The 23478-nt window shown below is 57.3% G+C and carries 29 protein-coding genes; 17 read left to right on the top strand and 12 right to left on the bottom strand.

Annotated features, from left to right (window positions below; genetic code table 11):
- Positions 1–14: 14 nt before the first annotated feature.
- On the bottom strand, positions 15–536 hold the full coding sequence (yjgA, locus tag AOC04_RS16180; protein WP_003439877.1) for a ribosome biogenesis factor YjgA: 522 nt from the start codon (positions 534–536) through the stop codon (positions 15–17).
- A gap of 107 nt (positions 537–643) precedes the next feature.
- On the opposite strand from yjgA, the gene pmbA reads away from it, so the two are divergent.
- The 6 genes from pmbA (at position 644) to AOC04_RS16150 (ending at position 5919) form a co-directional block, all read left to right on the top strand.
- The gene (gene pmbA, locus AOC04_RS16175) at positions 644–1990 is read left to right on the top strand and encodes a metalloprotease PmbA (protein ID WP_060695115.1); all 1347 of its coding nucleotides are present in this window, start codon (positions 644–646) and stop codon (positions 1988–1990) included.
- 154 nt (positions 1991–2144) lie between these two features.
- Positions 2145–2540, top strand: a complete 396-nt coding sequence (locus AOC04_RS16170) for a hypothetical protein (protein WP_060695112.1) — start codon at positions 2145–2147, stop codon at positions 2538–2540.
- On the top strand, positions 2533–3909 hold the full coding sequence (locus AOC04_RS16165) for a class II fumarate hydratase (RefSeq protein WP_060695110.1): 1377 nt from the start codon (positions 2533–2535) through the stop codon (positions 3907–3909). Before AOC04_RS16170 ends, AOC04_RS16165 begins: the two co-directional genes overlap by 8 nt.
- 26 nt (positions 3910–3935) lie before the next feature.
- Positions 3936–4385 carry a hypothetical protein gene (locus tag AOC04_RS16160; RefSeq protein ID WP_060695107.1) on the top strand — a complete coding sequence of 150 codons (450 nt, stop codon included), beginning with the start codon at positions 3936–3938 and terminating at the stop codon, positions 4383–4385.
- 1 nt (position 4386) lies between these two features.
- Positions 4387–4998: a superoxide dismutase gene (locus AOC04_RS16155; RefSeq protein ID WP_060695105.1), complete on the top strand. Its 612-nt coding sequence runs from the start codon at positions 4387–4389 to the stop codon at positions 4996–4998.
- A gap of 27 nt (positions 4999–5025) precedes the next feature.
- Positions 5026–5919 (top strand): ZIP family metal transporter, encoded by an 894-nt coding sequence (locus AOC04_RS16150; RefSeq protein ID WP_060695102.1) that lies wholly within the window; start codon positions 5026–5028, stop codon positions 5917–5919.
- A gap of 46 nt (positions 5920–5965) precedes the next feature.
- On the opposite strand, the gene AOC04_RS16145 is transcribed toward AOC04_RS16150, so the two are convergent.
- The 10 genes from AOC04_RS16145 to AOC04_RS16100 form a co-directional block, all read right to left on the bottom strand.
- Entirely contained in the window at positions 5966–6238 is a 273-nt protein-coding gene (locus AOC04_RS16145) for an HPr family phosphocarrier protein (protein WP_060695100.1), read from the bottom strand.
- A gap of 16 nt (positions 6239–6254) precedes the next feature.
- The gene (gene rapZ / locus AOC04_RS16140; protein WP_060695098.1) at positions 6255–7112 is read right to left on the bottom strand and encodes an RNase adapter RapZ; all 858 of its coding nucleotides are present in this window, start codon (positions 7110–7112) and stop codon (positions 6255–6257) included.
- A gap of 5 nt (positions 7113–7117) precedes the next feature.
- Entirely contained in the window at positions 7118–7579 is a 462-nt protein-coding gene (ptsN, locus tag AOC04_RS16135; RefSeq protein ID WP_060695096.1) for a PTS IIA-like nitrogen regulatory protein PtsN, read from the bottom strand.
- A 12-nt stretch (positions 7580–7591) separates the two neighbouring features.
- Positions 7592–7900 carry a ribosome hibernation-promoting factor, HPF/YfiA family gene (gene hpf / locus AOC04_RS16130; RefSeq protein WP_060695094.1) on the bottom strand — a complete coding sequence of 103 codons (309 nt, stop codon included), beginning with the start codon at positions 7898–7900 and terminating at the stop codon, positions 7592–7594.
- Between the two features lie 76 nt (positions 7901–7976).
- The gene (locus AOC04_RS16125; RefSeq protein ID WP_060695093.1) at positions 7977–9470 is read right to left on the bottom strand and encodes an RNA polymerase factor sigma-54; all 1494 of its coding nucleotides are present in this window, start codon (positions 9468–9470) and stop codon (positions 7977–7979) included.
- Between the two features lie 183 nt (positions 9471–9653).
- Positions 9654–10379 (bottom strand): LPS export ABC transporter ATP-binding protein, encoded by a 726-nt coding sequence (gene lptB, locus AOC04_RS16120; RefSeq protein WP_060695091.1) that lies wholly within the window; start codon positions 10377–10379, stop codon positions 9654–9656.
- Positions 10379–10924: a lipopolysaccharide transport periplasmic protein LptA gene (gene lptA, locus AOC04_RS16115; protein WP_060695089.1), complete on the bottom strand. Its 546-nt coding sequence runs from the start codon at positions 10922–10924 to the stop codon at positions 10379–10381. Before lptA ends, lptB begins: the two co-directional genes overlap by 1 nt.
- On the bottom strand, positions 10911–11483 hold the full coding sequence (gene lptC, locus AOC04_RS16110) for an LPS export ABC transporter periplasmic protein LptC (RefSeq protein ID WP_060695088.1): 573 nt from the start codon (positions 11481–11483) through the stop codon (positions 10911–10913). The genes lptA and lptC overlap by 14 nt, the downstream gene beginning before the upstream one ends.
- 8 nt (positions 11484–11491) lie before the next feature.
- Positions 11492–12016 carry a KdsC family phosphatase gene (locus AOC04_RS16105; protein ID WP_060695086.1) on the bottom strand — a complete coding sequence of 175 codons (525 nt, stop codon included), beginning with the start codon at positions 12014–12016 and terminating at the stop codon, positions 11492–11494.
- Positions 12016–12990 (bottom strand): KpsF/GutQ family sugar-phosphate isomerase, encoded by a 975-nt coding sequence (locus AOC04_RS16100; protein ID WP_060695084.1) that lies wholly within the window; start codon positions 12988–12990, stop codon positions 12016–12018. The genes AOC04_RS16105 and AOC04_RS16100 overlap by 1 nt, the downstream gene beginning before the upstream one ends.
- Positions 12991–13272: 282 nt before the next feature.
- On the opposite strand from AOC04_RS16100, the gene AOC04_RS16095 reads away from it, so the two are divergent.
- The 10 genes from AOC04_RS16095 (at position 13273) to hisC (ending at position 21321) form a co-directional block, all read left to right on the top strand.
- On the top strand, positions 13273–14082 hold the full coding sequence (locus tag AOC04_RS16095; protein ID WP_060695083.1) for an ATP-binding cassette domain-containing protein: 810 nt from the start codon (positions 13273–13275) through the stop codon (positions 14080–14082).
- Positions 14082–14879 carry a lipid asymmetry maintenance ABC transporter permease subunit MlaE gene (gene mlaE, locus AOC04_RS16090; RefSeq protein WP_060695081.1) on the top strand — a complete coding sequence of 266 codons (798 nt, stop codon included), beginning with the start codon at positions 14082–14084 and terminating at the stop codon, positions 14877–14879. Before AOC04_RS16095 ends, mlaE begins: the two co-directional genes overlap by 1 nt.
- Positions 14879–15346: an outer membrane lipid asymmetry maintenance protein MlaD gene (gene mlaD / locus AOC04_RS16085; protein ID WP_060695079.1), complete on the top strand. Its 468-nt coding sequence runs from the start codon at positions 14879–14881 to the stop codon at positions 15344–15346. The genes mlaE and mlaD overlap by 1 nt, the downstream gene beginning before the upstream one ends.
- An 11-nt stretch (positions 15347–15357) precedes the next feature.
- Positions 15358–16017 carry an MlaC/ttg2D family ABC transporter substrate-binding protein gene (locus tag AOC04_RS16080; protein WP_060695077.1) on the top strand — a complete coding sequence of 220 codons (660 nt, stop codon included), beginning with the start codon at positions 15358–15360 and terminating at the stop codon, positions 16015–16017.
- Positions 16014–16319: an STAS domain-containing protein gene (locus AOC04_RS16075; protein WP_060695075.1), complete on the top strand. Its 306-nt coding sequence runs from the start codon at positions 16014–16016 to the stop codon at positions 16317–16319. Before AOC04_RS16080 ends, AOC04_RS16075 begins: the two co-directional genes overlap by 4 nt.
- A 114-nt stretch (positions 16320–16433) precedes the next feature.
- A complete protein-coding gene (locus AOC04_RS16070) occupies positions 16434–16673 on the top strand; it encodes a BolA family protein (RefSeq protein WP_003439919.1) in 240 nt (79 codons plus the stop codon).
- 31 nt (positions 16674–16704) lie between these two features.
- On the top strand, positions 16705–17970 hold the full coding sequence (gene murA, locus AOC04_RS16065) for a UDP-N-acetylglucosamine 1-carboxyvinyltransferase (RefSeq protein ID WP_060695073.1): 1266 nt from the start codon (positions 16705–16707) through the stop codon (positions 17968–17970).
- Positions 17971–18152: 182 nt separating this feature from the next.
- Positions 18153–18788 carry an ATP phosphoribosyltransferase gene (hisG, locus tag AOC04_RS16060; RefSeq protein ID WP_060695071.1) on the top strand — a complete coding sequence of 212 codons (636 nt, stop codon included), beginning with the start codon at positions 18153–18155 and terminating at the stop codon, positions 18786–18788.
- A 149-nt stretch (positions 18789–18937) separates the two neighbouring features.
- Complete coding sequence (gene hisD / locus AOC04_RS16055) at positions 18938–20266, top strand: histidinol dehydrogenase (protein ID WP_060695069.1); 1329 nt, start codon at positions 18938–18940, stop codon at positions 20264–20266.
- Positions 20267–20268: 2 nt separating this feature from the next.
- Complete coding sequence (hisC, locus tag AOC04_RS16050; RefSeq protein ID WP_060695067.1) at positions 20269–21321, top strand: histidinol-phosphate transaminase; 1053 nt, start codon at positions 20269–20271, stop codon at positions 21319–21321.
- A gap of 59 nt (positions 21322–21380) precedes the next feature.
- Here the strand turns inward: hisC and algW are convergent, their stop codons facing one another.
- Positions 21381–22538 (bottom strand): Do family serine endopeptidase AlgW, encoded by a 1158-nt coding sequence (gene algW, locus AOC04_RS16045; RefSeq protein ID WP_060695065.1) that lies wholly within the window; start codon positions 22536–22538, stop codon positions 21381–21383.
- Positions 22539–22639: 101 nt separating this feature from the next.
- Between algW and AOC04_RS16040 the strand changes: the two genes are divergently transcribed.
- Positions 22640–23398, top strand: a complete 759-nt coding sequence (locus AOC04_RS16040; protein ID WP_060695063.1) for a Nif3-like dinuclear metal center hexameric protein — start codon at positions 22640–22642, stop codon at positions 23396–23398.
- Positions 23399–23478: the final 80 nt, after the last annotated feature.

The raw sequence follows: 23478 nt of genomic DNA, 5'->3' as shown, positions 1-23478 counted from the left end.
CCATTGGTCGGGGATCAACGCAGACCGCGTTGAACCTCGTCCAGGTCACGAATGTACTTGAACAATTTGCGGCTTGCGGCCGGCGCCTTGTTATGGGCAAGTTCGTGTTGAGCCTGACGCACGAGCGAACGCAATTGCTGGCGGTCGGTCTCGGGGAAATCGGCAACGAACTTTTCAAGTACGTCGTCGGAGCCCGCAATCAAGCGGTCACGCCAGCGTTCGAGTCCGTGGAAACGTTCGTTGTATTGGCGCGAAGAGGCATCTACTTGATCAATCAATGCAAGGATTTCGTCGATCGGTTGATCACGCATCAGCTTGCCGATGAACATCATATGGCGCTTGCGCGCAATATTGGCCGTGTGTTTTGGAGCATCTGCCAGAGCCTTGCGCAAGGCGTCGGTCAAAGGCAGTTTTTTCAGCAAATCAGGCTTGAGTGTCGTGAGACGCTCGCCCAGATCAACCAGAGCATGCAGCTCTTTCTTGACCTGTGTTTTGCTTTTTTCGCCGTCGAAGGCGTCGTCGTAAGAATCAACCATGGTGGCAGTCCGCAAAGAAACGCCGCCATGATAACCAGTCGGGGGCCGCTTGTCCGGCCCGGTCGCTCGGCGGCCCTGCCGAAAACAGAATTTGAGTGGAGAAAACCATGAGTGCAGTACAAAGCGTCGGCCCGCAGGCCTTGCCGGCACTGCAGGAGCAAGTAGAGCAAATCATCGCTGAAGCCAGGCGTCAGGGGGCCAGCGCCTGTGAAGTGGCAGTGTCACTGGAGCAAGGGCTGTCGACTTCTGTACGTCAGCGCGAAGTTGAAACCGTTGAGTTCAACCGCGACCAGGGATTTGGCATCACGCTCTATGTGGGTCAGCGCAAGGGGTCGGCCAGCACTTCGGCCACCGGTCCCGATGCCATCCGCGAAACCGTTGCGGCGGCTCTGGCAATCGCCAAACACACTTCTGAAGATGAAAGCTCGGGCCTGGCCGACGCCAGCCTGATGGCGCGCGACCTGAAAGACTTTGATGTCTTCCACACCTGGGATATCACGCCGGAACAAGCCATCGAAAAAGCGCTGGCTTGTGAAGCCGCGGCATTCGAGGCCGACAGCCGCATCAAAAACGCCGACGGCACCACCCTGAGCACCCACCAGGGCTGCCGGGTGTATGGCAACAGCAACGGTTTTATCGGTGGCTCGGCTTCGACCCGCCACAGCCTGAGCTGCGTGATGATTGCCGAGGGCGACGGCCAGATGCAGCGTGACTACTGGTATGACGTTAATTGCCAGGGTGAGTTGTTGATGGATGCAGCAACCATCGGCAAGCGCGCTGCAGAGCGGGCGGCCCGGCGACTGGGTTCGCGTCCGGTGCCCACCTGCGAAGTGCCGGTGCTGTTCTCGGCCGAGCTGGCCGGCGGCTTGTTTGGCAGCTTCCTGGGGGCGATCTCGGGGGGCAACCTGTACCGCAAGTCATCCTTCCTGCTGGACGCGATGGGCCAGCAGATCTTCCCTGAATGGCTGACCCTGGATGAGCGCCCGCATTTGATGCGTGCCATGGGCAGTTCGTCGTTCGATAACGATGGCCTGGCCACCTACGCCAAACCGTTCATCAAAGACGGCGAGCTGGTGTCCTACATCCTCAGCACCTATTCCGGACGCAAGCTGGGCCTGCCAAGCACCGCCAACGCGGGCGGCGTGCACAACCTGTTCGTGACCCATGGTGACGAAGACCAGGCCGCGCTGATCCGGCGCATGGGGCGTGGCCTGTTCGTCACCGAGCTAATGGGCAGCGGGCTGAACATGGTAACGGGCGATTACTCCCGTGGCGCCGCAGGTTTCTGGGTCGAAAACGGCGAGATCCAGTTCCCGGTTCAGGAAGTGACCATTGCCGGCAACATGCGCGACATGTTCAAGCAGATCGTTGCCGTGGGTAATGACCTGGAGTTGCGCAGCAACATCCGCACCGGTTCAGTACTGATTGAGCGAATGATGGTGGCTGGCAGTTAACGCTGTGTGCTGCTGATCAGGGCGTATCACTTATTCGGTGATACGCCTTTTTTTTACCCGCAGTAACAGGCTTGTGCGGCACATCCTCAAGCAGGCTTGTTTTGATAATCAATATCGCTTAATAATGAGTCTCATTATCGAGTGAGCCCGGGTCATGAGTTCTGCCTTGCATGAAGGGCCTTATCTGGAAAGCTGGCGCTGGATGAGCCGTCAGATCCGTTGCGGGCTGGCGCCTGACGAACCGCGCCTGATTGAGCATTACCTGGCCGAAGGCCGTTATTTGGCCGCCTGCACGTCAACGTCACCCTGGACGATTGCCGTGACCACTTTCCGGCTGCTGCTGGACACGGCAAGCGACACCGCGCTGCCCTGGCAGTGGCGCACCCTGTGCCTGGACCACGCGTGGCGCCCGCTGCGCGATATCGAAACTCAAGCCCTGTGTACCTGCCGCCTCAAGCGCTGGCAAAGCTTTGCCTGGCAATTGGCAACCTGCGAGCTCGAGCCATCAATTTCTTTAACAGAACTGCTGCAAGGATTTCCTGATGAGTAATACGCGTATAGAACGTGACAGCATGGGCCAATTGCACGTACCTGAGGCCGCGCTGTATGGCGCCCAGACCCAGCGTGCGGTGGATAACTTCCCGATCAGTCATCAGCGTATGCCCGCGCAATTCATTCGCGCCCTGATCCTGGCCAAAGCTGCTGCTGCCAGGGCCAACGTTGAACTCGAGCAGATCAGCGAGGCGCAGGGCAACGCCATTGTCGAGGCTGTGCAAATCCTTCTGGCCGCAGACTTCATGGAACACTTCCCGGTGGATATTTTCCAGACCGGTTCGGGCACCAGTTCCAACATGAATGCCAACGAAGTAATTGCCACGCTGGCCACCCGGGTATTGGGAGAGGCGGTTAATCCGAATGATCACGTCAACTGCGGGCAAAGCAGCAACGACATCATTCCCACCACGATCCATGTCAGCGCGGCGCTGGGCCTGCATGAGCAACTGCTGCCAGCGCTGACCCATCTGGTGCAGGTGATTGAGCATAAGGCTGAACAGGTTCACGTGTATGTCAAAACCGGCCGAACTCACTTGATGGACGCCATGCCCGTGCGCATGAGCCAGGTCCTCAATGGCTGGGCACAACAGCTCAAGGCCAATATCGGGCACTTGCACAACCTGCAGCCTGCGCTGCAATCGCTGGCCCAGGGCGGCACTGCCGTGGGTACCGGGATCAACGCCCATCCGCAGTTCGCAGGGTTGTTCAGTCAGCAGCTCAGTGCATTGACCAATGTACCGTTCACGCCAGGCCGAGACCTGTTTGCCTTGATCGGTTCCCAGGACACCGCTGTTTCCGTCTCGGGCCAGCTCAAGGCCACGGCCGTATCGCTGATGAAGATCGCTAATGACCTGCGCTGGATGAACTCCGGCCCGCTGGCCGGCTTGGGTGAAATCGAGCTTGAGGCCTTGCAGCCGGGGTCTTCGATCATGCCGGGCAAGGTCAACCCGGTGATTCCTGAAGCCACGGCTATGGTCGCAGCACAGGTGATCGGCAACGACACGGTGATCACCATCGCCGGTCAATCCGGCAACTTCGAACTGAATGTGATGCTGCCGGTGATTGCCCAGAACCTGCTGAGCAGCATCGAATTGCTGGCCAATTCCAGTCGTTTACTGGCTGACAAGGCGATCGCCAGCTTCAAAGTTAACGACGCCAAGCTTAAGGAAGCGCTGTCGCGCAATCCGATATTGGTGACGGCGCTGAACCCGATCATTGGTTATCAAAAGGCCGCTGAAATTGCCAAGGCCGCCTATCAACAGGGGCGCCCGGTGATTGACGTTGCCCTTGAATACACAGAGCTGTCGCGCAGTCAGCTTGAGGTCTTGCTAGACCCCGAGAAACTGACTGCCGGCGGTGTTTAACCCTGGACACTGCTTTGGAGGTTCACATGGAGCACTGGAGACGCACGATCGAAAGAGCCAATCGCTGTTTCGCTGTAGGCGAGCTGGTCGATGCCCGAGAGCACTACCTGCAGGCTCTCGCGCTGGCCCAGGTACTGTTCGAGCGCTGGAGTGATGCCGACGAAGCAGTGGCAGCCTGCGTTATTTCTCACCACAACCTGGCGGATCTGCATTTACGCCTTAACCAGCCAGAGGAGAGCGTCGAGTACCTCTGTGCGATTCACCAGCGCTTGCTGCAAACCATGCAGAACCCTCGTCTGACCTCTGCGTTGCGCGAAGCCGCGCTGCGCCAGAGCAGCAAAACCTATGTCGAGCTTTTGAACTTCATCAGTGATCACGGCGAATACCCGCGGTCCAGTCTGTTGCTCAAAAGTAACGTGGCTCAGACCGGTCACGAGTTCTCAACCGTCAGCGGCCATCATTCAGGAGCACATTGATATGACTTTTACCTTGCCTGCGTTGCCTTATGCCTACGATGCACTTGAGCCGCATATTGATGCGCAAACCATGGAAATTCACTACACCAAGCATCACCAGACCTACATCAATAATCTCAACGCCGCCGTTGACGGGACTGAGTGGGCGCAATGGCCAGTAGAAAAACTGGTCGCCGGTGTTCAGCAACTTCCCGAAAAGCTGCGGGCTGCGGTCATCAATCAAGGCGGCGGGCATGCCAACCATTCGCTGTTTTGGGAAGTCATGAGCCCTCAGGGCGGCGGGCGTCCGGACGGCGCATTGGCCAAGGCAATTGATGAGCAGCTGGGTGGGCTTGAGGTGTTCAAGGATAACTTTACCAAGGCCGCCCTGACCCGTTTCGGCAGCGGCTGGGCATGGTTGAGCGTGACCCCGCAAAAAATTCTGGTGGTCGAGAGCAGCGGTAATCAGGACAGTCCGTTGATGAATGGCAACACGCCGATTTTGGGGCTGGACGTGTGGGAGCACGCTTACTATCTGCGCTATCAAAACCGTCGTCCGGAATACATTAATGCGTTTTACAACGTGATCAACTGGCCGGAAGTGGCGCGCCGTTATCAGGCAGCGGTTGCCTGATAACGTTGAAAAGGATTCAGGTCGATTATGGGCACGCAACTATTAGCGGTCGGTGGTGTACGGATGTTCCGTTATGCCCTCGGCACGCTCTTGCTGTTGGCGGGCACGGCCTTGCTGGTGGCCAAAGGACTGGTCTGGCTGGACCTTGAGCCAAGAATGTTACGGGCACTTCAAGGCGGATCACTCTGTGCGTTGGGCACGGCTCTGGGCGCGGTGCCGGTACTGGTGATCCGCAAAATGCCGGTGGCGGTGAGTGATACCTTGTTGGGCTTTGGCGCCGGCGTGATGCTAGCGGCTACAGCGTTCTCGTTGATTGTGCCCGGCATCGCGGCGGCTCAAGGCCTGGGGTTGTCATCCTGGGGGGCAAGCGGGCTGGTCAGTGCGGGTATCATGCTGGGTGCGTTCTGCCTGTTTCTGGTTGACCGTAAAGTCTGCGCAGCCGGACCTGAAATGCTCCTCAATCGCCCGGGGGAGCCGGCGATTGCTCCGCGTATCTGGTTGTTTGTCATTGCGATTGTGGCGCACAACATCCCTGAGGGGATGGCGGTCGGGGTGTCGGCGGGTGGTGGCATGCCGGATGCCGACAGCCTGGCGATGGGCATCGCCCTGCAGGATGTTCCGGAAGGGCTGGTGATCGCATTAGTGTTGGCGGGTGCCGGGATGTCGCGGATCAAGGCGTTCCTGATTGGTGCAGCCTCAGGACTGGTCGAGCCTGTATTTGCGGTGCTCTGCGCCTGGCTGGTTAATTTGGCCGAGGTGTTGTTGCCATTGGGGCTGGCACTGGCAGCAGGGGCAATGCTGTTGGTGGTGACGCAAGAAGTGATTCCCGAGTCGAGGCGCAATGGTCACGAGAAGCTGGCAAGCCTGGGGTTGTGCGTCGGGTTTTGCTTGATGATGGTGATGGATACGGCCTTGGGGTAGGGCGCTGAAAACGGCAGTGGGAGGTCGGTCAACATTCCCGCTATGGTTACTCGCCCTCATCAAAGCAGTTGTTGATGAGTTTGACCAGCGCATCCAGTGCTTCCTGTTCTTGCTCGCCTTCAGTCTTGAGATGGATTTTTGTGCCCTTGCCGGCGGCAAGCATCATCATGGCCATGATGCTTTTGCCGTCTACCATTGACTCCGGGGTGCGTCCTGCTCTGATCTGGCATGGAAACTGTCCTGCAATGCCGACGAACTTGGCGGATGCCCGAGCGTGCAGGCCCAGCTTGTTGATGATTTCAATTTCCAGTGCAGGCATTGCGGGGTTGATCCTTTCAAGTAAGGTCGCGGTGGCGAACCTGGACATTCTTCAGAGTTTGTTGCAGGCATTGACCGAGCCGTTCGGTGAGGTAAACAGAGCGGTGATGGCCGCCCGTGCAGCCGATGCCGATGGTGACATATGCGCGGTTGCTGGCGGCGAAGCGGGGTAGCCACTTAAGCAGGTAGCTGGAGATGTCCTGGAACATCTCTTCGACATCAGGTTGTGCTGCCAGATAATCCGCGACGGGTTGATCCAGCCCTGACAACTCGCGCAGTTCAGGCTTCCAGTATGGGTTGGGCAAGCAGCGCACATCAAAAACCAGATCGGCATCGACCGGCATGCCGCGCTTGAAGCCAAACGACTCGACCAAAAAGGCGGTGCCGGGTTCAGGCTTGTTCAGCAGGCGCAGTTTGATGGTATCGCGCAGCTGATACAGGTTCAGGTTGGTGGTGTTGATGGTCAGGTCTGCAAGGTCGGCAATCGGTCCGAGCAATTGGGTCTCGTCACGAATAGCCTCGGCCAGCGAACGGCTTGCGCTGCTGAGCGGATGACGTCGTCGTGTTTCCGAGAAGCGCTTGAGCAAGGTCTCTTCGTCGGCGTCGAGGAACAACACATCGCACTGGATATGCCGGTTGCGTACTTCTTCAAGCAACTGCGGAAAGCGTGACAAATGGCTTGGCAGGTTTCGCGCATCAATCGATACCGCCACCAGCGGTTGTGCCAGTTCAGTATGAATCAGTGCACGTTCCGCCAACTCCGGCAGCAAGCCGGCTGGCAAGTTGTCGATACAATAGAAACCGTTATCTTCGAGGACGGCGAGGGCGGTACTTTTTCCGGAGCCGGAGCGTCCGCTGACAATGACTAAGCGCATGATAGTTAACCGTTCTGTACGTCCAGAACAACCTGATACAGCGCTTCGTTACTGGGTGCATTGCGTAATCTCTCACGCACTTCTTTGCGATCGAGCATGCTGGCGATCTGCCGGAGCAGTTCCAGGTGTGCATCGGTTGCCGCTTCTGGCACCAGTAAAACGAACAGCAGGTCGACCGGCGCGCCATCGATGGCGTCGAAATCTATGGGAGCTTCAAGATGCAGCAAGGCGCTAACAGGCGACTCGCAGCCCTTGAGGCGGCAATGAGGGATGGCGATGCCGTTACCAAAACCCGTAGATCCGAGTTTTTCACGTGCAATAAGGCTCTCGAAGACATCTTGCATTTCCAGACCCGGCACTTCGCGGCTGATCAGAGTGGCAATTTGTTCGAGTGCGCGCTTTTTACTGCCGCCCGGCGCGTTCACCAAAGAACGGCCGGGAGTCAGGATATTTTCAAGTCGAATCATGGGTAGGGGGTATTAACGACCCGTTGCGCCCTGGAGCAGGCTTAGGGTCTTTTCCTTATGCTTTTTCAGTTGGCGATCAAGCTTCTCGTAAAGGCTGTCGATGGCCGCGTACATGTCTTCATTTACGGCATTACCGACAACTTCGCCACCGTGAATATTGAGTGTGGCCTCGATTTTCTGTTGAAGTTTTTCAACAGAGAGAATCACCTGCACATTGGTGATTTTGTCGAAGTGACGTTCCAGTCGTGCGAATTTTTCATTGATCGAGTCGCGGAGCGCTTGGGTGACTTCCAGATGTTGTCCACTGATGTTGACTTGCATGCAGTTTCTCCTTCTGTTGCCATTGTATAAAGTGGCAGGCCGAGCTACCTGCCACTGAAACGCTGTGACCCGTGGCTTACATCAAACGCTTGCGTTCGCTCGAAGGCGCTATCCCGAGGGATTCGCGGTACTTGGCGACGGTGCGACGGGCCACCTGAATACCTTGTGCCTCCAGTAAACCAGCGATCTTGCTGTCACTCAACGGCTTTTTCTGATTTTCAGCCGCGACCAGTTTTTTGATGATGGCACGTATTGCAGTGGACGAGCATTCACCGCCTTCCGAGGTGCTGACATGGCTGGAGAAAAAGTACTTCAATTCATAAATACCGCGCGGGGTATGCATGAATTTCTGTGTCGTAACGCGGGAGATGGTGGACTCGTGCATGCCGACCGCTTCTGCAATGTCATGCAGCACCAGTGGCTTCATTGCTTCGTCGCCATACTCCAGAAAACCGCGTTGATGCTCGACGATCTGGGTCGCCACTTTCATCAGGGTTTCGTTGCGGCTTTGCAGGCTTTTGATGAACCAGCGAGCTTCCTGCAGCTGATTGCGCATGAAGGTGTTGTCGGCGCTGGTGTCGGCACGCCGTACGAAGCCTGCATACTGCGGGTTGACCCGCAGGCGCGGCACTGATTCCTGGTTGAGCTCCACCAGCCAGCGTTCGTTGTCTTTGCGAACGATCACATCGGGTACGACGTATTCGGCTTCGCCGGATTCGATCTGCGATCCAGGGCGGGGATTAAGGCTCTGTACCCGTTCGATGACCTGGCGCAGTTCGTCTTCTTTGAGCTTCATGCGGCGCATGAGCTGGCTGTAGTCGCGGGCACCCAGCAGGTCGATGTAATCACTCACCAAGCGTTTGGCTTCGTTCAGCCAAGGGGTGTTTGCAGGCAGCTGACGCAATTGCAACAGCAGGCACTCGCTCAGGTTGCGAGCACCAATGCCGGCCGGTTCGAACTGCTGAATACGGTGCAGAACGGCTTCGATCTCATCAAGTTCAATATCCAGCTCTGGATCGAATGCTTCAAGGATCTCTTCCAGGCTTTCGTCGAGATAGCCCTGATTGTTGATGCAGTCGATGAGGGTCACGCCGATCAGTCGGTCGGTGTCAGACATCGGGGCCAGGTTCAGTTGCCACAACAGATGGCTTTGCAGGCTCTCGCCAGCAGAGGTGCGCGTGGTGAAGTCCCACTCATCATCATCGTTGCTGGGCAGGCTGCTGGCGCTGGTTTGATAAACGTCTTCCCAGGCAGTGTCGACGGGAAGCTCATTGGGAATGCGTTCGTTCCAGTCGCCTTCATCCAGGTTGTCCACAGTCGGTGCGGATTCCTGGTAGGAGGGTTCCTGAATGTCGCTGTTGGGTTTTTGCTCGATATTGTCGGCCAGGGGATCTGAATTATCGAAGTCGTCGCCGTCTTCCTGGCGTTCGAGCATCGGATTGGATTCCAGGGCCTCCTGGATTTCCTGTTGCAGGTCCAGGGTCGACAATTGGAGCAGGCGGATGGCCTGTTGCAGCTGCGGTGTCATCGTCAGCTGCTGGCCCATTCTCAGGACTAGCGATGGTTTCATGGCTGGGGCTTAAGACCTTATTCGCCGGCGCGCATGGCGCCATCCACTACCAAGGCGCGTGAGCGCCAAACATAAGCAAATTATATGCCTGAAACCGGTGCGTTTGCCTAGAGCGCCAAGATAATAAAAATCATGCGGACTTTCTGCTGCCTTGGCGCCCCGGAGTTCGCGATGTAGCAGGCTTTACAGGCGGAACTCGTGGCCCAGGTAAACTTCTCTCACCAACTCGTTGGCAAGAATCGTTTCAGCATCACCTTCAGCGATCAGTTGTCCGTCATTGACGATATAGGCGGTTTCGCAGATATCGAGGGTTTCACGGACGTTGTGATCGGTGATCAGTACGCCAATGCCCTTGGCCTTGAGGTGATGAATGATTTGCTTGATGTCGCCCACGGATATCGGGTCAACGCCTGCAAAAGGTTCGTCAAGGAGGATGAACTTGGGGGCGGTTGCCAGTGCCCGGGCAATTTCGACCCGGCGACGTTCACCGCCGGACAGGCTCATGCCCAGGTTGTCGCGGATGTGGCTGATGTGGAATTCCTGAAGCAGGCTTTCCAGCTCTTTGCGGCGACCGGCCTTGTCGAGCTCCTTGCGGGTCTCCAGGATCGCCATGATGTTATCGGCGACCGACAGCTTGCGGAAGATGGAGGCTTCTTGCGGCAAGTAGCCAATGCCGGCGCGCGCGCGGCCATGCATGGGCTGATGGCTGACATCCAGGTCGTCGATCAGTACGCGTCCCTGGTCAGCCTGAACCAGGCCGACAATCATGTAGAAGCATGTGGTTTTGCCGGCGCCGTTAGGGCCGAGCAAACCTACGATTTGCCCGCTGTCGATTGACAGGCTGACATCACGCACCACTTGGCGACTCTTGTAGCTTTTGGCCAAATGCTGGGCTTTCAGAGTTGCCATTACTGGGCCTTCTGTTGGTCGGTTTTCTTCTTCGGCTGGATCACCATGTCGATACGTGGGCGCGGTGCAGTTACGTTGGTACCGTTCGCACGCCCTGCATTTGCGACCTGTTTCACCGTGTCATAGACGATTTTCTCGCCTTCGGTGGTGTTGCCGTCGTTGATCACTTTGGCTTTGTCGATCAGCACAATGCGGTTTTGTGGCGCATGGTATTGAATGGTTACGGCATAAGCTTGAACCGGCTTGGGGTCGGTGGCTTTTTGCAACTGCTCGAAATACGCCAGGTTGCCGACCGAGGTCACGATGTCAATTTCACCCGCAGCGTTGCGAGTGATAGTGACCGTGTTGCCGGTGATCTTCATCGAGCCCTGGGTGATGATCACATCGCCCTTGTAGGTCGCGACACCTTGTTTGTCATCCAGCTGTGCTTCATTGGCCTGGATGCGGATTGGCTGTTCGTTATCGTTCGGCAGGGCCCAGGCGCTCACGCTTCCCAGTGCTGCGCTCAGGCTGAGCAATAAAGGGAGGGTTTTAACGAGACTCATACTGTCCTCTTACGTTGGACAGCAGGTCCATCCTGCCGTCTTTCAAATATGCTTTCATGCCCTTGCCAGTTGTTACGCCGCCAGCGCCGTCAATTCTAACGTCTTGCTCGGTCTGCGCATATTGCTTCTGGGGGAATACAGTCATGCGGGAACTGGTAATAATCGTAGTGCGATTTTTTTCATCTGTACGGGCCACGCGTACCGAGTCGATCAACTCGACTTCGGTGCCGTCCGGGTTAACTTCTCCGCGCTCACTCTGTACGTGCCACGGGAATGCTGTGCCGCGGTACATTTGCAGGTCGGGCTTGGTCATCAGGGTGACCTCGGATGCCTGCAGATGCTCAATCTTGTCGGATGTCATTTCATACTGCAGTTTGCCGTCCGGCAAGAATTGCAGGCTGCGCGCGTTAAGGGCGTAATAGTCGATAGCGGTTTCATCGACGGCCGCTTTAGGGGTGTCGAGAAAACGTTCGGGGCTGATATTCCAGTAGCCAACTGATGCGAACAGCGCAGCAATGACCGTGAATAACAGGATGTTCCGGATCTTTTTGCTCAGCATGGAAAACTCTATAGGTAGGCTGCGTGGGCTGCGTCTAAGCGGCCTTGAGCGCGCAAAATCAATTCGCAGAATTCGCGTGCGGCACCTTCTCCGCCACGTGCCTGAGTGACGCCATGGGCGTGCTCGCGAACAAAGCTGGCAGCATTGGCTACTGCCATGCCTAGGCCAACCCGGCGGATAACTGGCAAATCAGGCAGATCATCGCCTAAATAGGCGACCTGTTCATAGCTTAGGTTGAGTTGGCCAAGAAGTTCGTCCAATACCACCAACTTGTCTTCACGGCCCTGGTACAGGTGCCCGATGCCCAGATTTTGTGCGCGTCGTTCAACCACGGGTGTTTTTCGGCCGCTGATGATTGCGGTTTGAACTCCGGCAGCCATCAGCATCTTGATGCCCTGGCCGTCGAGTGTGTTGAAAGTCTTGAACTCGCTGCCGTCTTCGAGAAAGTACAGGCGACCGTCAGTCAAAACTCCATCAACGTCGAAGATTGCCAGTTTGATGTCTTTGCCACGCTTAAGTAGTTCGAGGGTCATTACATCACTCCTGCGCGTAGCAAGTCGTGCATGTTCAAGGCGCCAACCGGGCGGTCTTCCTTGTCGACAACAACCAGTGCGCTGATTTTGTGGTCTTCCATAATTTTCAAGGCTTCGGCAGCAAGCATGTCGGCCCGGGCGGTTTTGCCGTGCGGGGTCATGACTGCATCGATGCTGGCATTGCGGATATCGATTTCGCGATCCAGAGTGCGGCGCAAGTCACCGTCAGTGAAGATGCCGGCCAGGCGACCATCTTCTTCTATAACTACGGTCATGCCGAGGCCTTTGTGAGTCATCTCCATCAATGCCTCCTTGAGCAATGTACCGCGTACAACCTGCGGCAGCTCTTCGCCCGAATGCATGACGTTTTCGACTTTCAATAGCAGGCGACGGCCCAGGGCTCCACCGGGATGCGAAAAGGCAAAGTCTTCAGCGGTAAAGCCGCGCGCCTCGAGCAGTGCTATGGCCAGGGCATCACCCAGCACCAAGGTTGCAGTGGTGGAGGAGGTCGGCGCCAGATTTAGCGGGCAGGCCTCCTGGGCCACGCGGGCGTCAAGGCTGACATCGGCGGCTTTCGCCAGTGGCGACTCGGGGTTGCCGGTCATGCTAATCAACTGGATGCCCAAGCGCTTGATCAGCGGCAGCAGGGTGACGATTTCAGCCGTCGATCCCGAGTTGGACAGCGCGAGGATGATGTCGTCACGGGTAATCATGCCCATGTCGCCATGGCTGGCTTCCGCCGGGTGGACGAAAAAGGCGGTGGTGCCGGTACTGGCCAGGGTTGCAGCAATTTTGTTGCCGATGTGCCCGGACTTGCCCATGCCGACCACGACTACCCGGCCCTTACTGGCCAAAATCATCTCGCAAGCGCGTACAAAATCAGCGTCGATATGAGCCAGTAAACCTTCTACGGCTTCCAGTTCGAGGCGGATGGTGCGTTGGGCAGATTGGATCAGGTCGCTGGATTGGCTCATGTTTGAAGTCGGATAGCCTGAGAAAAGGCAAAGATTATAGCGGTTATGCGCCATTCCCTCACGCTAGATCGTCGTGCTTTGTTGTCACTTGCTACAAACTCCTGCCTGAATCGACTTTATTTCGCTGTCTGGAACCTGATAGGGCACTCCTTCGGCCTTGGGCGGTCACTATGAGCAGTGGTATAGTTCGCCGCCAGTTCGGCCCGCTCAGGGAACGCGCTTCTTATATTAAGGAGCAAAGTGTCCGGGTGAGAGGCAGAGGCTGCATCGCAAGGAGTTTAGATGAGCGCCGATAACGCCTACGCGGTCGAGCTGAAGGGAGTGTCCTTCAAGCGCGGTACGCGCAGCATCTTCAATAATGTCGATATTCTGATTCCGCGTGGCAAGGTCACGGGAATCATGGGGCCTTCCGGCTGCGGCAAGACCACCCTTTTACGTTTGATGGGAATGCAACTGCGTCCCAACAGCGGAGAGGTGTGGGTCAACGGTCAGAACCTGCCGACGCTGTCGCGCAGCGATCTGTTCGATGCCCGCAAGCACATGGGGGTGTTATTTCAGAGCGGGGCGCTGTTCACTGACCTGGACGTGTTCGAGAATGTGGCCTTCCCGCTGCGGGTTCACACCCAGTTGCCGGAAGAAATGATTCGCGACATCGTGCTGCTTAAATTGCAGGCGGTGGGACTGCGCGGAGCCATTGACCTGATGCCCGATGAGTTGTCCGGTGGCATGAAGCGCCGGGTTGCCCTGGCACGGGCGATTGCTCTGGACCCGCAAATCCTGATGTATGACGAACCCTTTGTCGGGCAGGACCCGATCGCGATGGGGGTTTTGGTACGCCTGATTCGCTTGCTCAATGATGCGTTGGGCATCACCAGTATCGTGGTCTCTCACGATCTGGCTGAAACAGCGAGCATTGCTGACTATCTGTATGTAGTCGGTGATGGCCAGGTGCTGGGGCAGGGTACGCCTGAAGAATTGATGAACGCCGATAACCCGCGCATTCGCCAGTTCATGAATGGCGATCCGGATGGCCCGGTTCCGTTCCACTTTCCGGCCTCGGACTACCGAACCGATCTTCTGGGGAAGCGCTGATGCGCAAGCATTCAATTATGGACCGCGTCGGATTGTTCGGCCGGGCCGGGATCGACATTGTCTCGGTACTGGGGCGTTCGGCGATATTCCTGTTTCATTCATTGCTGGGGCGGGGCGGCATTGGTGGCGGTTTCGGATTGTTGCTCAAACAACTGCACTCCGTAGGCGTCATGTCGCTGGTGATTATCGTGGTGTCCGGTGTGTTTATCGGCATGGTCCTGGCGCTGCAAGGCTTCAGTATCCTGTCCAGCTACGGCTCCGAGCAGGCGGTCGGGCAGATGGTTGCCCTGACGCTTCTGCGCGAGCTGGGGCCGGTGGTCACTGCACTGTTGTTTGCCGGGCGGGCGGGGTCTGCCTTGACCGCCGAGATTGGCAACATGAAATCCAGCGAGCAGCTGTCCAGCCTGGAAATGATCGGGGTCGACCCGCTCAAATACATCATTGCGCCACGCTTGTGGGCCGGCTTCATTTCTTTGCCGATACTGGCGATGATTTTCAGCGTGGTCGGGATCTGGGGCGGTTCCTGGGTAGCTGTTGACTGGCTGGGCGTCTATGACGGCTCATACTGGGCCAACATGCAAAACAGCGTAACCTTCAGTGGTGACGTACTTAACGGGATCATCAAAAGCATCGTATTTGCCTTTGTGGTGACCTGGATTGCCGTGTTCCAAGGTTATGACTGTGAGCCCACTTCAGAGGGGATCAGTCGTGCCACTACCAAGACCGTGGTGTATGCCTCGCTGGCAGTCCTCGGGCTGGACTTTATTTTGACTGCCTTGATGTTTGGAGATTTCTGATGCAAAACCGCACCATGGAAATCGGTGTCGGCCTGTTTTTGCTGGCTGGCATCCTGGCTTTATTGTTGCTTGCCCTGCGAGTCAGTGGACTGTCCCCGACCGCCAGCACCGATACCTATAAGCTCTACGCCTACTTTGACAATATTGCCGGTCTGACTGTGCGTGCCAAAGTCACCATGGCGGGCGTGACCATCGGCAAGGTCACTGCAGTCGATCTGGACCGTGATAACTACACTGCCCGGGTCACCCTGCAACTGGAAAAGCGCGTGGATAACCTGCCGACCGATTCGACAGCGTCTATTCTCACCGCGGGCTTACTGGGCGAGAAATACATCGGTATCAGCGTTGGCGGCGAAGACACCGTACTCAAGGACGGTGGAACCATTCACGACACGCAATCGTCACTGGTCCTTGAAGACCTGATCGGCAAGTTTTTGATGAATACCGTTAGCAAAGAAGCCAAATAAGGAGCTTTTAGATGATTTCTCTCTTGCGCCGTGGCCTGCTGGTAATTCTGGCAGCAGCCCTTCCTATTGTGGCAAATGCTGCTCCGGGGCAATCTGCCCACGACATCGTTTCAGATACGACTACCCGTTTATTGGCAGACCTGTCTGCCAATAAAGATCTGTACAAGACCAATCCGAGCAAGTTCTACGATGCCCTGAATGGCATTGTCGGGCCTGTGGTGGATGTCGACGGTATTTCCAAAAGCATCATGACCGTGAAGTACTCGCGCAACGCCACGCCGGCGCAAATGCAGCGATTCCAGGAAAACTTCAAACGCAGCCTGATGCAGTTCTATGGCAATGCCTTGCTCGAGTTCAAGAATAAAGGCATCGAAGTTAAGCCGGCCAAGGATGAAAGTGGCGATCGTACCAGCGTCGACATGATTGTGACGGGCGACAATGGCGCGATTTATCCGCTGTCCTACACCCTTAACAAGGTCAATGGCGAGTGGAAAGTACGTAACGTGATTATCAATGGCATCAACATTGGCAAGCTGTTCCGTGATCAGTTCGCCGACGCCATGCAGCGCAATGGCAACAATCTGGACAAGACCATTGATAACTGGGCCGGCGAAGTTGCCAAGGCCAAGGAAGTGACCGATCAAGCAGCTCCCAAGGCTGCCGGCCAATGAGTGAAGCGGCTGTGACACTGGCCGGCGAAAGCGAGCTGCGCCTGAACGGCGTGCTCGATTATCAGACCGGTCCTCGCTTGCGCAAGGAAGGCCAGGCCCTGATCAAAAAGGCGCTGGCCAAGGCTTTGGTCGTGGATTGCTCGGCGGTCACTAAATCAAGCAGCGTCGGTTTGTCATTGCTGCTCTGTTACATCCGTGATGCACAAGCCCAGAACAAGCCATTGAGCATTCGGGCAATGCCCGAAGACATGCGCGAAATCGCTCAGGTTTCGGGTTTGACCGAATTGCTGGCAAATCATTAATAGCCATTTATAGAAAAGCCCTCCGTCAGAGCCCTGTGATATGGGGTTCGCAGGCGCGGGGCTTTTTTGTATGATGGCCGACCCGCGCGCGTTAGGCGCCGATTGAGGTTGAGCATGCAGGCCGTAGAAGTGAAGAGCTTTCTTGAAGGAAAGCTGCCTGGAACCCAGGTAGAAGTTGAGGGCGAAGGCTGCAACTTTCAGCTGAACGTGATTAGTGACGAACTGGTGGCCTTGAGCCCGGTTAAGCGTCAACAAAGCATCTATGCCCATTTGAACCCCTGGATCGCTGATGGCAGCATCCACGCGGTCACTATGAAATTCTTCAGCAGCGCGGCCTGGGCCGAGCGCACCTGAGCCCCCTGAGCCCATTGGCGTCGAGATTGTTATGGATAAATTGATTATTACTGGTGGTGTTCGTCTTGATGGCGAAATCCGCATTTCCGGGGCGAAAAACTCCGCTCTGCCGATTCTGGCTGCAACCTTGCTGTGCGATGGCCCGGTAACCGTTGCCAACCTGCCGCACTTGCACGACATCACCACCATGATCGAACTGTTCGGTCGTATGGGCATTGAGCCCGTGATCGATGAAAAGCTCAGTGTTGAAATCAACCCGAATACCATCAAAACCCTGGTGGCACCGTACGAGCTGGTTAAAACCATGCGTGCGTCGATCCTGGTACTGGGGCCGATGGTTGCGCGCTTTGGTTATGCTGAAGTTGCATTGCCAGGCGGTTGCGCAATTGGTTCGCGTCCAGTTGACCTGCACATCCGTGGCCTTGAAGCCATGGGCGCAGAGATCGACGTTGAAGGCGGCTACATTAAAGCCAAGGCCCCCGAAGGCGGCTTGCGCGGTGCCAACTTCTTCTTCGATACCGTCAGTGTGACCGGTACCGAAAACATCATGATGGCCGCAGCCCTGGCCAAAGGCCGCAGTGTTTTGCAGAACTCTGCCCGCGAGCCTGAAGTCGTCGACCTGGCCAACTTCCTGAACGCCATGGGCGCCAAGGTCAGTGGTGCTGGCACCGACACCATCATCATCGATGGCGTCGAGAAGCTGCACCCGACCACTTACAAGGTCATGCCGGACCGTATCGAAACCGGTACTTACCTGGTAGCGGCAGCAGTGACCGGTGGCCGGGTCAAGGTCAAGGATACCGATCCGACCATCCTCGAAGCCGTTCTTGAAAAACTCAAGGAAGCTGGCGCCGAGATCACCACCGGTGAAGACTGGATCGAGCTGAACATGCACGGCAAGCGCCCTAAAGCGGTGAACGTGCGTACAGCACCATACCCGGCGTTCCCGACCGACATGCAGGCGCAGTTCATTTCGCTTAACGCCATTGCCGAAGGCACGGGTGCGGTGATCGAGACCATCTTCGAAAACCGCTTCATGCACGTGTATGAACTGCACCGCATGGGCGCCAAGATCCAGGTCGAAGGCAACACGGCCATCGTCACCGGTACTGAAACCCTCAAGGGTGCGCCAGTCATGGCGACCGACCTGCGGGCTTCTGCCAGCCTGGTGATCTCGGCACTGGTCGCTGAGGGCGACACCCTGATCGATCGCATCTACCACATAGACCGTGGCTACGAGTGCATCGAAGAAAAACTGCAAATGCTGGGTGCCAAAATCCGCCGCGTTCCGGGCTAGTTTTTGCTGTCTGGCATCATGGGCACAGGGATAGTGTCCAGCCGCCAGGTGACGTAATGGCTAGCAAGCGTTACCTTACCTGGCCTCGAATCGTTCAAGTCGAGCCTGATTATCAGGCTCGATGCATGTCCGGCACCGCTTGTGACCGGACATAAGTACCCTGATAAGGACTTACGTTTCCCATGTTGACCATTGCACTGTCCAAGGGCCGTATCCTTGACGACACCCTGCCGCTTCTGGCTGAAGCGGGTATTGTGCCGACCGAGAATCCGGACAAAAGCCGCAAGCTGATTATCCCGACTTCCCAGCCCGACGTTCGCCTGCTGATCGTACGTGCCACCGACGTGCCTACCTATGTAGAGCATGGCGCTGCCGACCTCGGTGTGGCCGGTAAAGACGTGTTGATGGAATACGGTGGCCAGGGCCTCTACGAGCCTCTGGACCTTCAGATTGCCCAGTGCAAACTGATGACTGCCGGTGCCATCGGTGTCGCCGAGCCCAAAGGCCGACTGCGCGTAGCCACCAAGTTCGTCAATGTCGCCAAGCGGTATTACGCCGAGCAAGGCCGTCAGGTCGACATCATCAAGCTGTACGGCTCGATGGAACTGGCTCCGCTGATTGGCCTGGCCGACAAGATCATCGACGTGGTCGATACCGGTAACACCTTGCGTGCCAATGGCCTGGAACCTCAGGACTTCATTGCCGCCATCAGCTCCCGCCTGGTGGTCAACAAGGCTTCGATGAAAATGCAGCACGCCCGTATTCAAGCCCTGATCGACACCCTGCGCAAAGCAGTGGAGTCGCGACACCGCGGCTGACTCACCTGCGCGACCTTGAGTCGCGCCCATCCATCCGTGTAATAGCCAGAAATCTCAGGTACCCGCGCGGATGGCTTGGTAGTCTTGCGGTGCCTGTGCTGTGCAAAACCATAAATTCTAAGCATTCGCCAATTTCCGAGGCCCTCGCTATGACCGCTCCCACTGCAATTCGCCGACTCAACGCTGCTGACCCGGATTTCGCGCAGCATCTGGATCATCTGCTGAGCTGGGAAAGTGTGTCTGACGACTCGGTCAACCAGCGTGTGCTCGACATCATCAAAGCCGTGCGCGAACGCGGCGACGCTGCGCTGGTTGAGTTTACCCAGCGTTTTGACGGCCTCAGCGTTAACTCGATGGCGGATTTGATCCTGCCGCGTGAACGCCTTGAGCTGGCTTTGACCCGCATCACGGCCCCTCAGCGTGAAGCGCTGGAAAAAGCCGCGCAGCGGGTTCGCAGCTACCACGAAAAACAGAAACAGGACTCCTGGAGCTACACCGAGGCCGACGGCACGGTGCTGGGCCAGAAAGTCACACCGCTGGATCGAGCAGGCCTGTACGTACCCGGCGGCAAGGCGTCGTACCCGTCGTCCGTACTGATGAACGCGATTCCGGCCAAGGTGGCAGGCGTTACCGAAGTGGTGATGGTGGTGCCGACGCCCCGTGGCGAACTTAACGAACTGGTGCTGGCCGCTGCCTGCATCGCAGGGGTTGACCGGGTGTTCACCATCGGTGGCGCGCAGGCGGTTGCGGCATTGGCTTACGGCACCGAAAGCGTGCCAAAAGTCGACAAGGTGGTCGGTCCCGGCAACATCTACGTTGCCACTGCCAAGCGGCACGTGTTCGGTCAGGTCGGTATCGACATGATCGCCGGCCCTTCGGAGATCCTGGTGGTGTGCGATGGCCAGACTGATCCGGACTGGATCGCCATGGACCTGTTCTCGCAGGCCGAGCACGACGAAGACGCCCAAGCCATTCTGGTCAGCCCCGACGCCGAGTTCCTCGACAAAGTGGCGGCCAGCATCGCCAAACTGCTGCCAACCATGGAGCGTGCTGAAATCATCAACACCTCGATCAATGGTCGTGGTGCGCTGATTCTGGTCAATGACATGCAGCAAGCCATCGACGTTGCCAACCGCATCGCCCCGGAGCACCTTGAGTTGTCGGTTGCCGACCCGCAAGCCTGGCTGCCGCAGATCCGCCACGCCGGTGCGATCTTCATGGGCCGTCACACCTCTGAGGCTCTTGGTGACTATTGCGCCGGTCCCAACCACGTATTGCCTACGTCCGGTACCGCGCGTTTCTCATCGCCCCTGGGTGTGTATGACTTCCAGAAGCGCTCCTCGATCATCTTCTGTTCTGAGCAGGGTGCTTCCGACCTGGGCAAGACGGCTTCGATTCTCGCCCGCGGAGAGTCACTGACCGGCCACGCCCGTAGTGCCGAATACCGGATCATTGCTGATAGCGAACAGGGGCAATAAGCATGAGTAAATTCTGGAGTCCGTTCGTTAAAGAGCTGGTGCCCTATGTACCGGGCGAACAACCGAAACTGGCCAGGCTGGTCAAGCTCAATACCAATGAAAACCCCTACGGGCCTTCGCCAAAAGCACTGGCGGCGATGCAGGCGCAGATAAACGACAACCTGCGTTTGTACCCGGACCCCAACAGCGACCAGCTCAAGCAGGCGGTGGCCGAGTATTACGGCGTGCAGACCGGCCAGGTGTTTGTGGGTAACGGGTCCGACGAAGTATTGGCCCACGTGTTCAACGGTCTGTTCCAGCACGACAAGCCGTTGCTGTTTCCGGACATCAGCTACAGCTTCTACCCGGTTTACTGCGGCCTGTATGGCATCGAATTCGACGCAGTGCCACTGGATGAGCAGTTCCAGATCCAGCCCGCGGATTACGCCAGACCTAATGGCGGGATCATCTTCCCTAACCCGAATGCACCGACCGGCTGCCTGCTGGCGCTGGATGCCATTGAGCAGATACTCCAGGCCAGCCCGGATTCAGTGGTGGTGGTGGATGAGGCCTATATCGACTTTGGTGGCGAGACGGCCATCAGCCTGGTAGATCGCTACCCGAACCTGCTGGTGACCCAAACCCTGTCCAAGTCCCGCTCGCTGGCCGGTTTGCGTGTGGGCCTGGCAGTGGGGCATCCCGACCTGATCGAGGCGCTGGAGCGGATCAAAAATAGCTTCAACTCCTACCCGCTGGATCGCATGGCAATTGCCGGTGCTGCCGCGGCGTTCGAGGATCGCGAATATTTCGAACACACCTGCAAAGTGGTGATCGACAGCCGCGAGCAAGTGGTCGGGCAGCTAAAGGCGCTGGGGTTCGAGGTGCTGCCATCGGCGGCGAACTTCATCTTCGCCCGTCATCCGGAACATGATGCAGCTGCGCTGGCGGCCAAATTGCGGGGGCAGGGGGTGATCGTACGTCACTTCAAGCAACTGCGCATTGCCCAGTTCCTGCGCATAACCATCGGCACGGCGGAGCAGAATGCGGCGCTGATTGAAGGCCTGTCCGACCTGTAAACACCGCCACCACTCTGACTGTAGGAGCAGCCGGTCGACGCTCCTACAGGTAATACAGGTTATTCCTCTTGCTGCGGCGGCTGCTCTTGCGGTGGGCGCAGGCCAACCTCGGCGGTGAGCTTCAGCTCTTTGCCATTGCGCATCACAACAATCGACACTTTGTCCGAAGGCTTGATGCGAGCCACTTGGTTCATTGAGCGGCGGCCATCGCTTGCCGGTGCACCGTCAATGCTCAAGATCACATCGCCCAATTGCAGGCCGGCTTTTTGCGCCGGACCGTCACGGAAAATCCCCGCCACCACAATCCCCGGGCGTGTACCCAGCCCGAACGACTCGGCCAGTTCCGCAGTCAACGGCTGCACCTCAATGCCCAGCCAGCCTCGAATCACTTGCCCGTGTTCGATAATCGACTTCATGACTTCCATCGCCAGGTTGATCGGGATCGCAAAGCCTATGCCTTGTGAACCACCGGACTTGGAGAAGATTGCAGTGTTGATGCCGGTCAGGTTGCCATTGGCATCCACCAGCGCGCCACCGGAGTTGCCGGGGTTGATCGCGGCGTCCGTCTGAATGAAGTCTTCATAGTTGTTCAGCCCCAATTGATTGCGGCCGGTGGCACTGATGATGCCCATGGTGGTGGTCTGGCCGACCCCGAACGGGTTGCCGATCGCCAGTGCGATATCGCCGATGCGCAGGGTGTCCGAGCGGCCGATGGTGATCGCCGGCAGGTTTTTCAAATCGATCTTGAGTACTGCCAGGTCTGTTTCCGGATCGCTGCCAATCACCCGGGCCAGTGTTTCGCGACCGTCCTTGAGCGCCACCACAATCTGGTCGGCGCCTGTCACCACGTGGTTGTTGGTCAGCAAATAGCCCTCGGGGCTCATGATGACCGCCGAACCGAGGCTGGACTCCATACGTTTTTGCTTGGGCGCGTTATTGCCGAAGAAGTGCCGGAACTGCGGATCTTCGAACAGGGGCTTGGCGTTTTTGTTCACCACTTTGGTGGTGTACAGGTTGGCCACTGCAGGCGCCGCGCGGGTCACGGCGTCGGCATAGGTGACCGGCCCCTGCTGCACGTAAGTGGTTTGCGGGGCCTGCTGCAGATTAACGTCCTGGCTCGGCAGCCCGACCCACTGCGGGTATCGCTGAATAATCAGCATGGCGACAAGCACGCCCGCCAGTAGTGGCCAGCCGGAATAACGCAAAGCCTTAAACATTGAACTCAGTCCTGAAGGTTGCAGAGCCATCTTGACGGCCCATAATGGCGGCCATTATACGAGGGCCGAAGGCCTCTGAACGCTATATTTAGGAGTCTTTTATGGCTGTCGCTCTGAGCACACTGGTAGAAGAAGCCAATCGTTATCTGAACTGCGCTGCAATCAGCGATTACTGCCCTAACGGGCTGCAGGTTGAAGGCCGCCCGCAAGTGCTGCGAATCGTCAGCGGCGTGACCGCCAGTCAGGCATTGCTGGATGCGGCGGTGGAGGCCCAGGCGGATCTGGTGCTGGTACACCACGGTTATTTCTGGAAGGGCGAAGACCCTTGCATCACCGGTATGAAGCAGCGCCGCCTCAAAACGTTGCTCAAACACGATATCAGCCTGCTGGCGTATCACCTGCCACTGGACCTGCACCCCGACGTTGGCAATAACGTGCAGCTGGCGCGACAGCTGGACATCACTGTTGAAGGCCCGCTGGACCCGAGTAACGCCAAAGTGGTGGGGCTGGTGGGGTCATTGGCCGAGCCTGTGACGGCGCGTGATTTTGCCCGCCGTGTGCAAGAAGCCCTGGGGCGTGAACCGTTGCTGATCGAAGGCAGCGAAATGATCCGCCGCGTAGGCTGGTGTACCGGTGGCGGTCAGGGCTACATCGATCAGGCCGTACTGGCCGGGGTTGATTTGTACCTGAGCGGTGAAGCGTCGGAGCAGACCTTCCACAGTGCCCGGGAAAACGACATCAGTTTCATTGCTGCCGGCCACCACGCCACCGAGCGTTATGGCGTGCAAGCCCTGGGTGACTACCTGGCCCGTCGCTTTGCCCTTGAGCATTTGTTCATCGATTGCCCGAACCCGATTTAACCGTCAGCTGGATAACCTCTGGCAAGCCAGACTCCCACAGAATTTAAGACGTTTTACACGTTGTAATGCCCGATATAACC

It is taken from the genome of Pseudomonas versuta, assembly GCF_001294575.1.
GTDB classification, from domain to species: Bacteria; Pseudomonadota; Gammaproteobacteria; order Pseudomonadales; family Pseudomonadaceae; genus Aquipseudomonas; species Aquipseudomonas versuta.
The sequence above is the reverse complement of the archived record's forward strand: the minus strand, read 5'-3'. Positions and strand labels throughout refer to the sequence as shown.

What these genes read in the sequence shown, in the direction of transcription:
- lptB (WP_060695091.1), bottom strand. Translation starts at nt 10,379, where the DNA reads ATGGCAACTCTGAAAGCCCAGCATTTGGCCAAAAGCTACAAGAGTCGC.
- lptC (WP_060695088.1), bottom strand. Translation starts at nt 11,483, where the DNA reads ATGCTGAGCAAAAAGATCCGGAACATCCTGTTATTCACGGTCATTGCT.
- AOC04_RS16105 (WP_060695086.1), bottom strand. Translation starts at nt 12,016, where the DNA reads ATGACCCTCGAACTACTTAAGCGTGGCAAAGACATCAAACTGGCAATC.
- AOC04_RS16095 (WP_060695083.1), top strand. Translation starts at nt 13,273, where the DNA reads ATGAGCGCCGATAACGCCTACGCGGTCGAGCTGAAGGGAGTGTCCTTC.
- AOC04_RS16070 (WP_003439919.1), top strand. Translation starts at nt 16,434, where the DNA reads ATGCAGGCCGTAGAAGTGAAGAGCTTTCTTGAAGGAAAGCTGCCTGGA.
- mlaE (WP_060695081.1), top strand. Translation starts at nt 14,082, where the DNA reads ATGCGCAAGCATTCAATTATGGACCGCGTCGGATTGTTCGGCCGGGCC.
- hpf (WP_060695094.1), bottom strand. Translation starts at nt 7,900, where the DNA reads ATGCAAGTCAACATCAGTGGACAACATCTGGAAGTCACCCAAGCGCTC.
- hisD (WP_060695069.1), top strand. Translation starts at nt 18,938, where the DNA reads ATGACCGCTCCCACTGCAATTCGCCGACTCAACGCTGCTGACCCGGAT.
- AOC04_RS16080 (WP_060695077.1), top strand. Translation starts at nt 15,358, where the DNA reads ATGATTTCTCTCTTGCGCCGTGGCCTGCTGGTAATTCTGGCAGCAGCC.
- AOC04_RS16125 (WP_060695093.1), bottom strand. Translation starts at nt 9,470, where the DNA reads ATGAAACCATCGCTAGTCCTGAGAATGGGCCAGCAGCTGACGATGACA.
- rapZ (WP_060695098.1), bottom strand. Translation starts at nt 7,112, where the DNA reads ATGCGCTTAGTCATTGTCAGCGGACGCTCCGGCTCCGGAAAAAGTACC.
- hisC (WP_060695067.1), top strand. Translation starts at nt 20,269, where the DNA reads ATGAGTAAATTCTGGAGTCCGTTCGTTAAAGAGCTGGTGCCCTATGTA.
- AOC04_RS16150 (WP_060695102.1), top strand. Translation starts at nt 5,026, where the DNA reads ATGGGCACGCAACTATTAGCGGTCGGTGGTGTACGGATGTTCCGTTAT.
- AOC04_RS16160 (WP_060695107.1), top strand. Translation starts at nt 3,936, where the DNA reads ATGGAGCACTGGAGACGCACGATCGAAAGAGCCAATCGCTGTTTCGCT.
- pmbA (WP_060695115.1), top strand. Translation starts at nt 644, where the DNA reads ATGAGTGCAGTACAAAGCGTCGGCCCGCAGGCCTTGCCGGCACTGCAG.
- AOC04_RS16100 (WP_060695084.1), bottom strand. Translation starts at nt 12,990, where the DNA reads ATGAGCCAATCCAGCGACCTGATCCAATCTGCCCAACGCACCATCCGC.
- mlaD (WP_060695079.1), top strand. Translation starts at nt 14,879, where the DNA reads ATGCAAAACCGCACCATGGAAATCGGTGTCGGCCTGTTTTTGCTGGCT.
- AOC04_RS16075 (WP_060695075.1), top strand. Translation starts at nt 16,014, where the DNA reads ATGAGTGAAGCGGCTGTGACACTGGCCGGCGAAAGCGAGCTGCGCCTG.
- AOC04_RS16170 (WP_060695112.1), top strand. Translation starts at nt 2,145, where the DNA reads ATGAGTTCTGCCTTGCATGAAGGGCCTTATCTGGAAAGCTGGCGCTGG.
- AOC04_RS16040 (WP_060695063.1), top strand. Translation starts at nt 22,640, where the DNA reads ATGGCTGTCGCTCTGAGCACACTGGTAGAAGAAGCCAATCGTTATCTG.
- yjgA (WP_003439877.1), bottom strand. Translation starts at nt 536, where the DNA reads ATGGTTGATTCTTACGACGACGCCTTCGACGGCGAAAAAAGCAAAACA.
- murA (WP_060695073.1), top strand. Translation starts at nt 16,705, where the DNA reads ATGGATAAATTGATTATTACTGGTGGTGTTCGTCTTGATGGCGAAATC.
- AOC04_RS16155 (WP_060695105.1), top strand. Translation starts at nt 4,387, where the DNA reads ATGACTTTTACCTTGCCTGCGTTGCCTTATGCCTACGATGCACTTGAG.
- lptA (WP_060695089.1), bottom strand. Translation starts at nt 10,924, where the DNA reads ATGAGTCTCGTTAAAACCCTCCCTTTATTGCTCAGCCTGAGCGCAGCA.
- hisG (WP_060695071.1), top strand. Translation starts at nt 18,153, where the DNA reads ATGTTGACCATTGCACTGTCCAAGGGCCGTATCCTTGACGACACCCTG.
- algW (WP_060695065.1), bottom strand. Translation starts at nt 22,538, where the DNA reads ATGTTTAAGGCTTTGCGTTATTCCGGCTGGCCACTACTGGCGGGCGTG.
- AOC04_RS16165 (WP_060695110.1), top strand. Translation starts at nt 2,533, where the DNA reads ATGAGTAATACGCGTATAGAACGTGACAGCATGGGCCAATTGCACGTA.
- AOC04_RS16145 (WP_060695100.1), bottom strand. Translation starts at nt 6,238, where the DNA reads ATGCCTGCACTGGAAATTGAAATCATCAACAAGCTGGGCCTGCACGCT.
- ptsN (WP_060695096.1), bottom strand. Translation starts at nt 7,579, where the DNA reads ATGATTCGACTTGAAAATATCCTGACTCCCGGCCGTTCTTTGGTGAAC.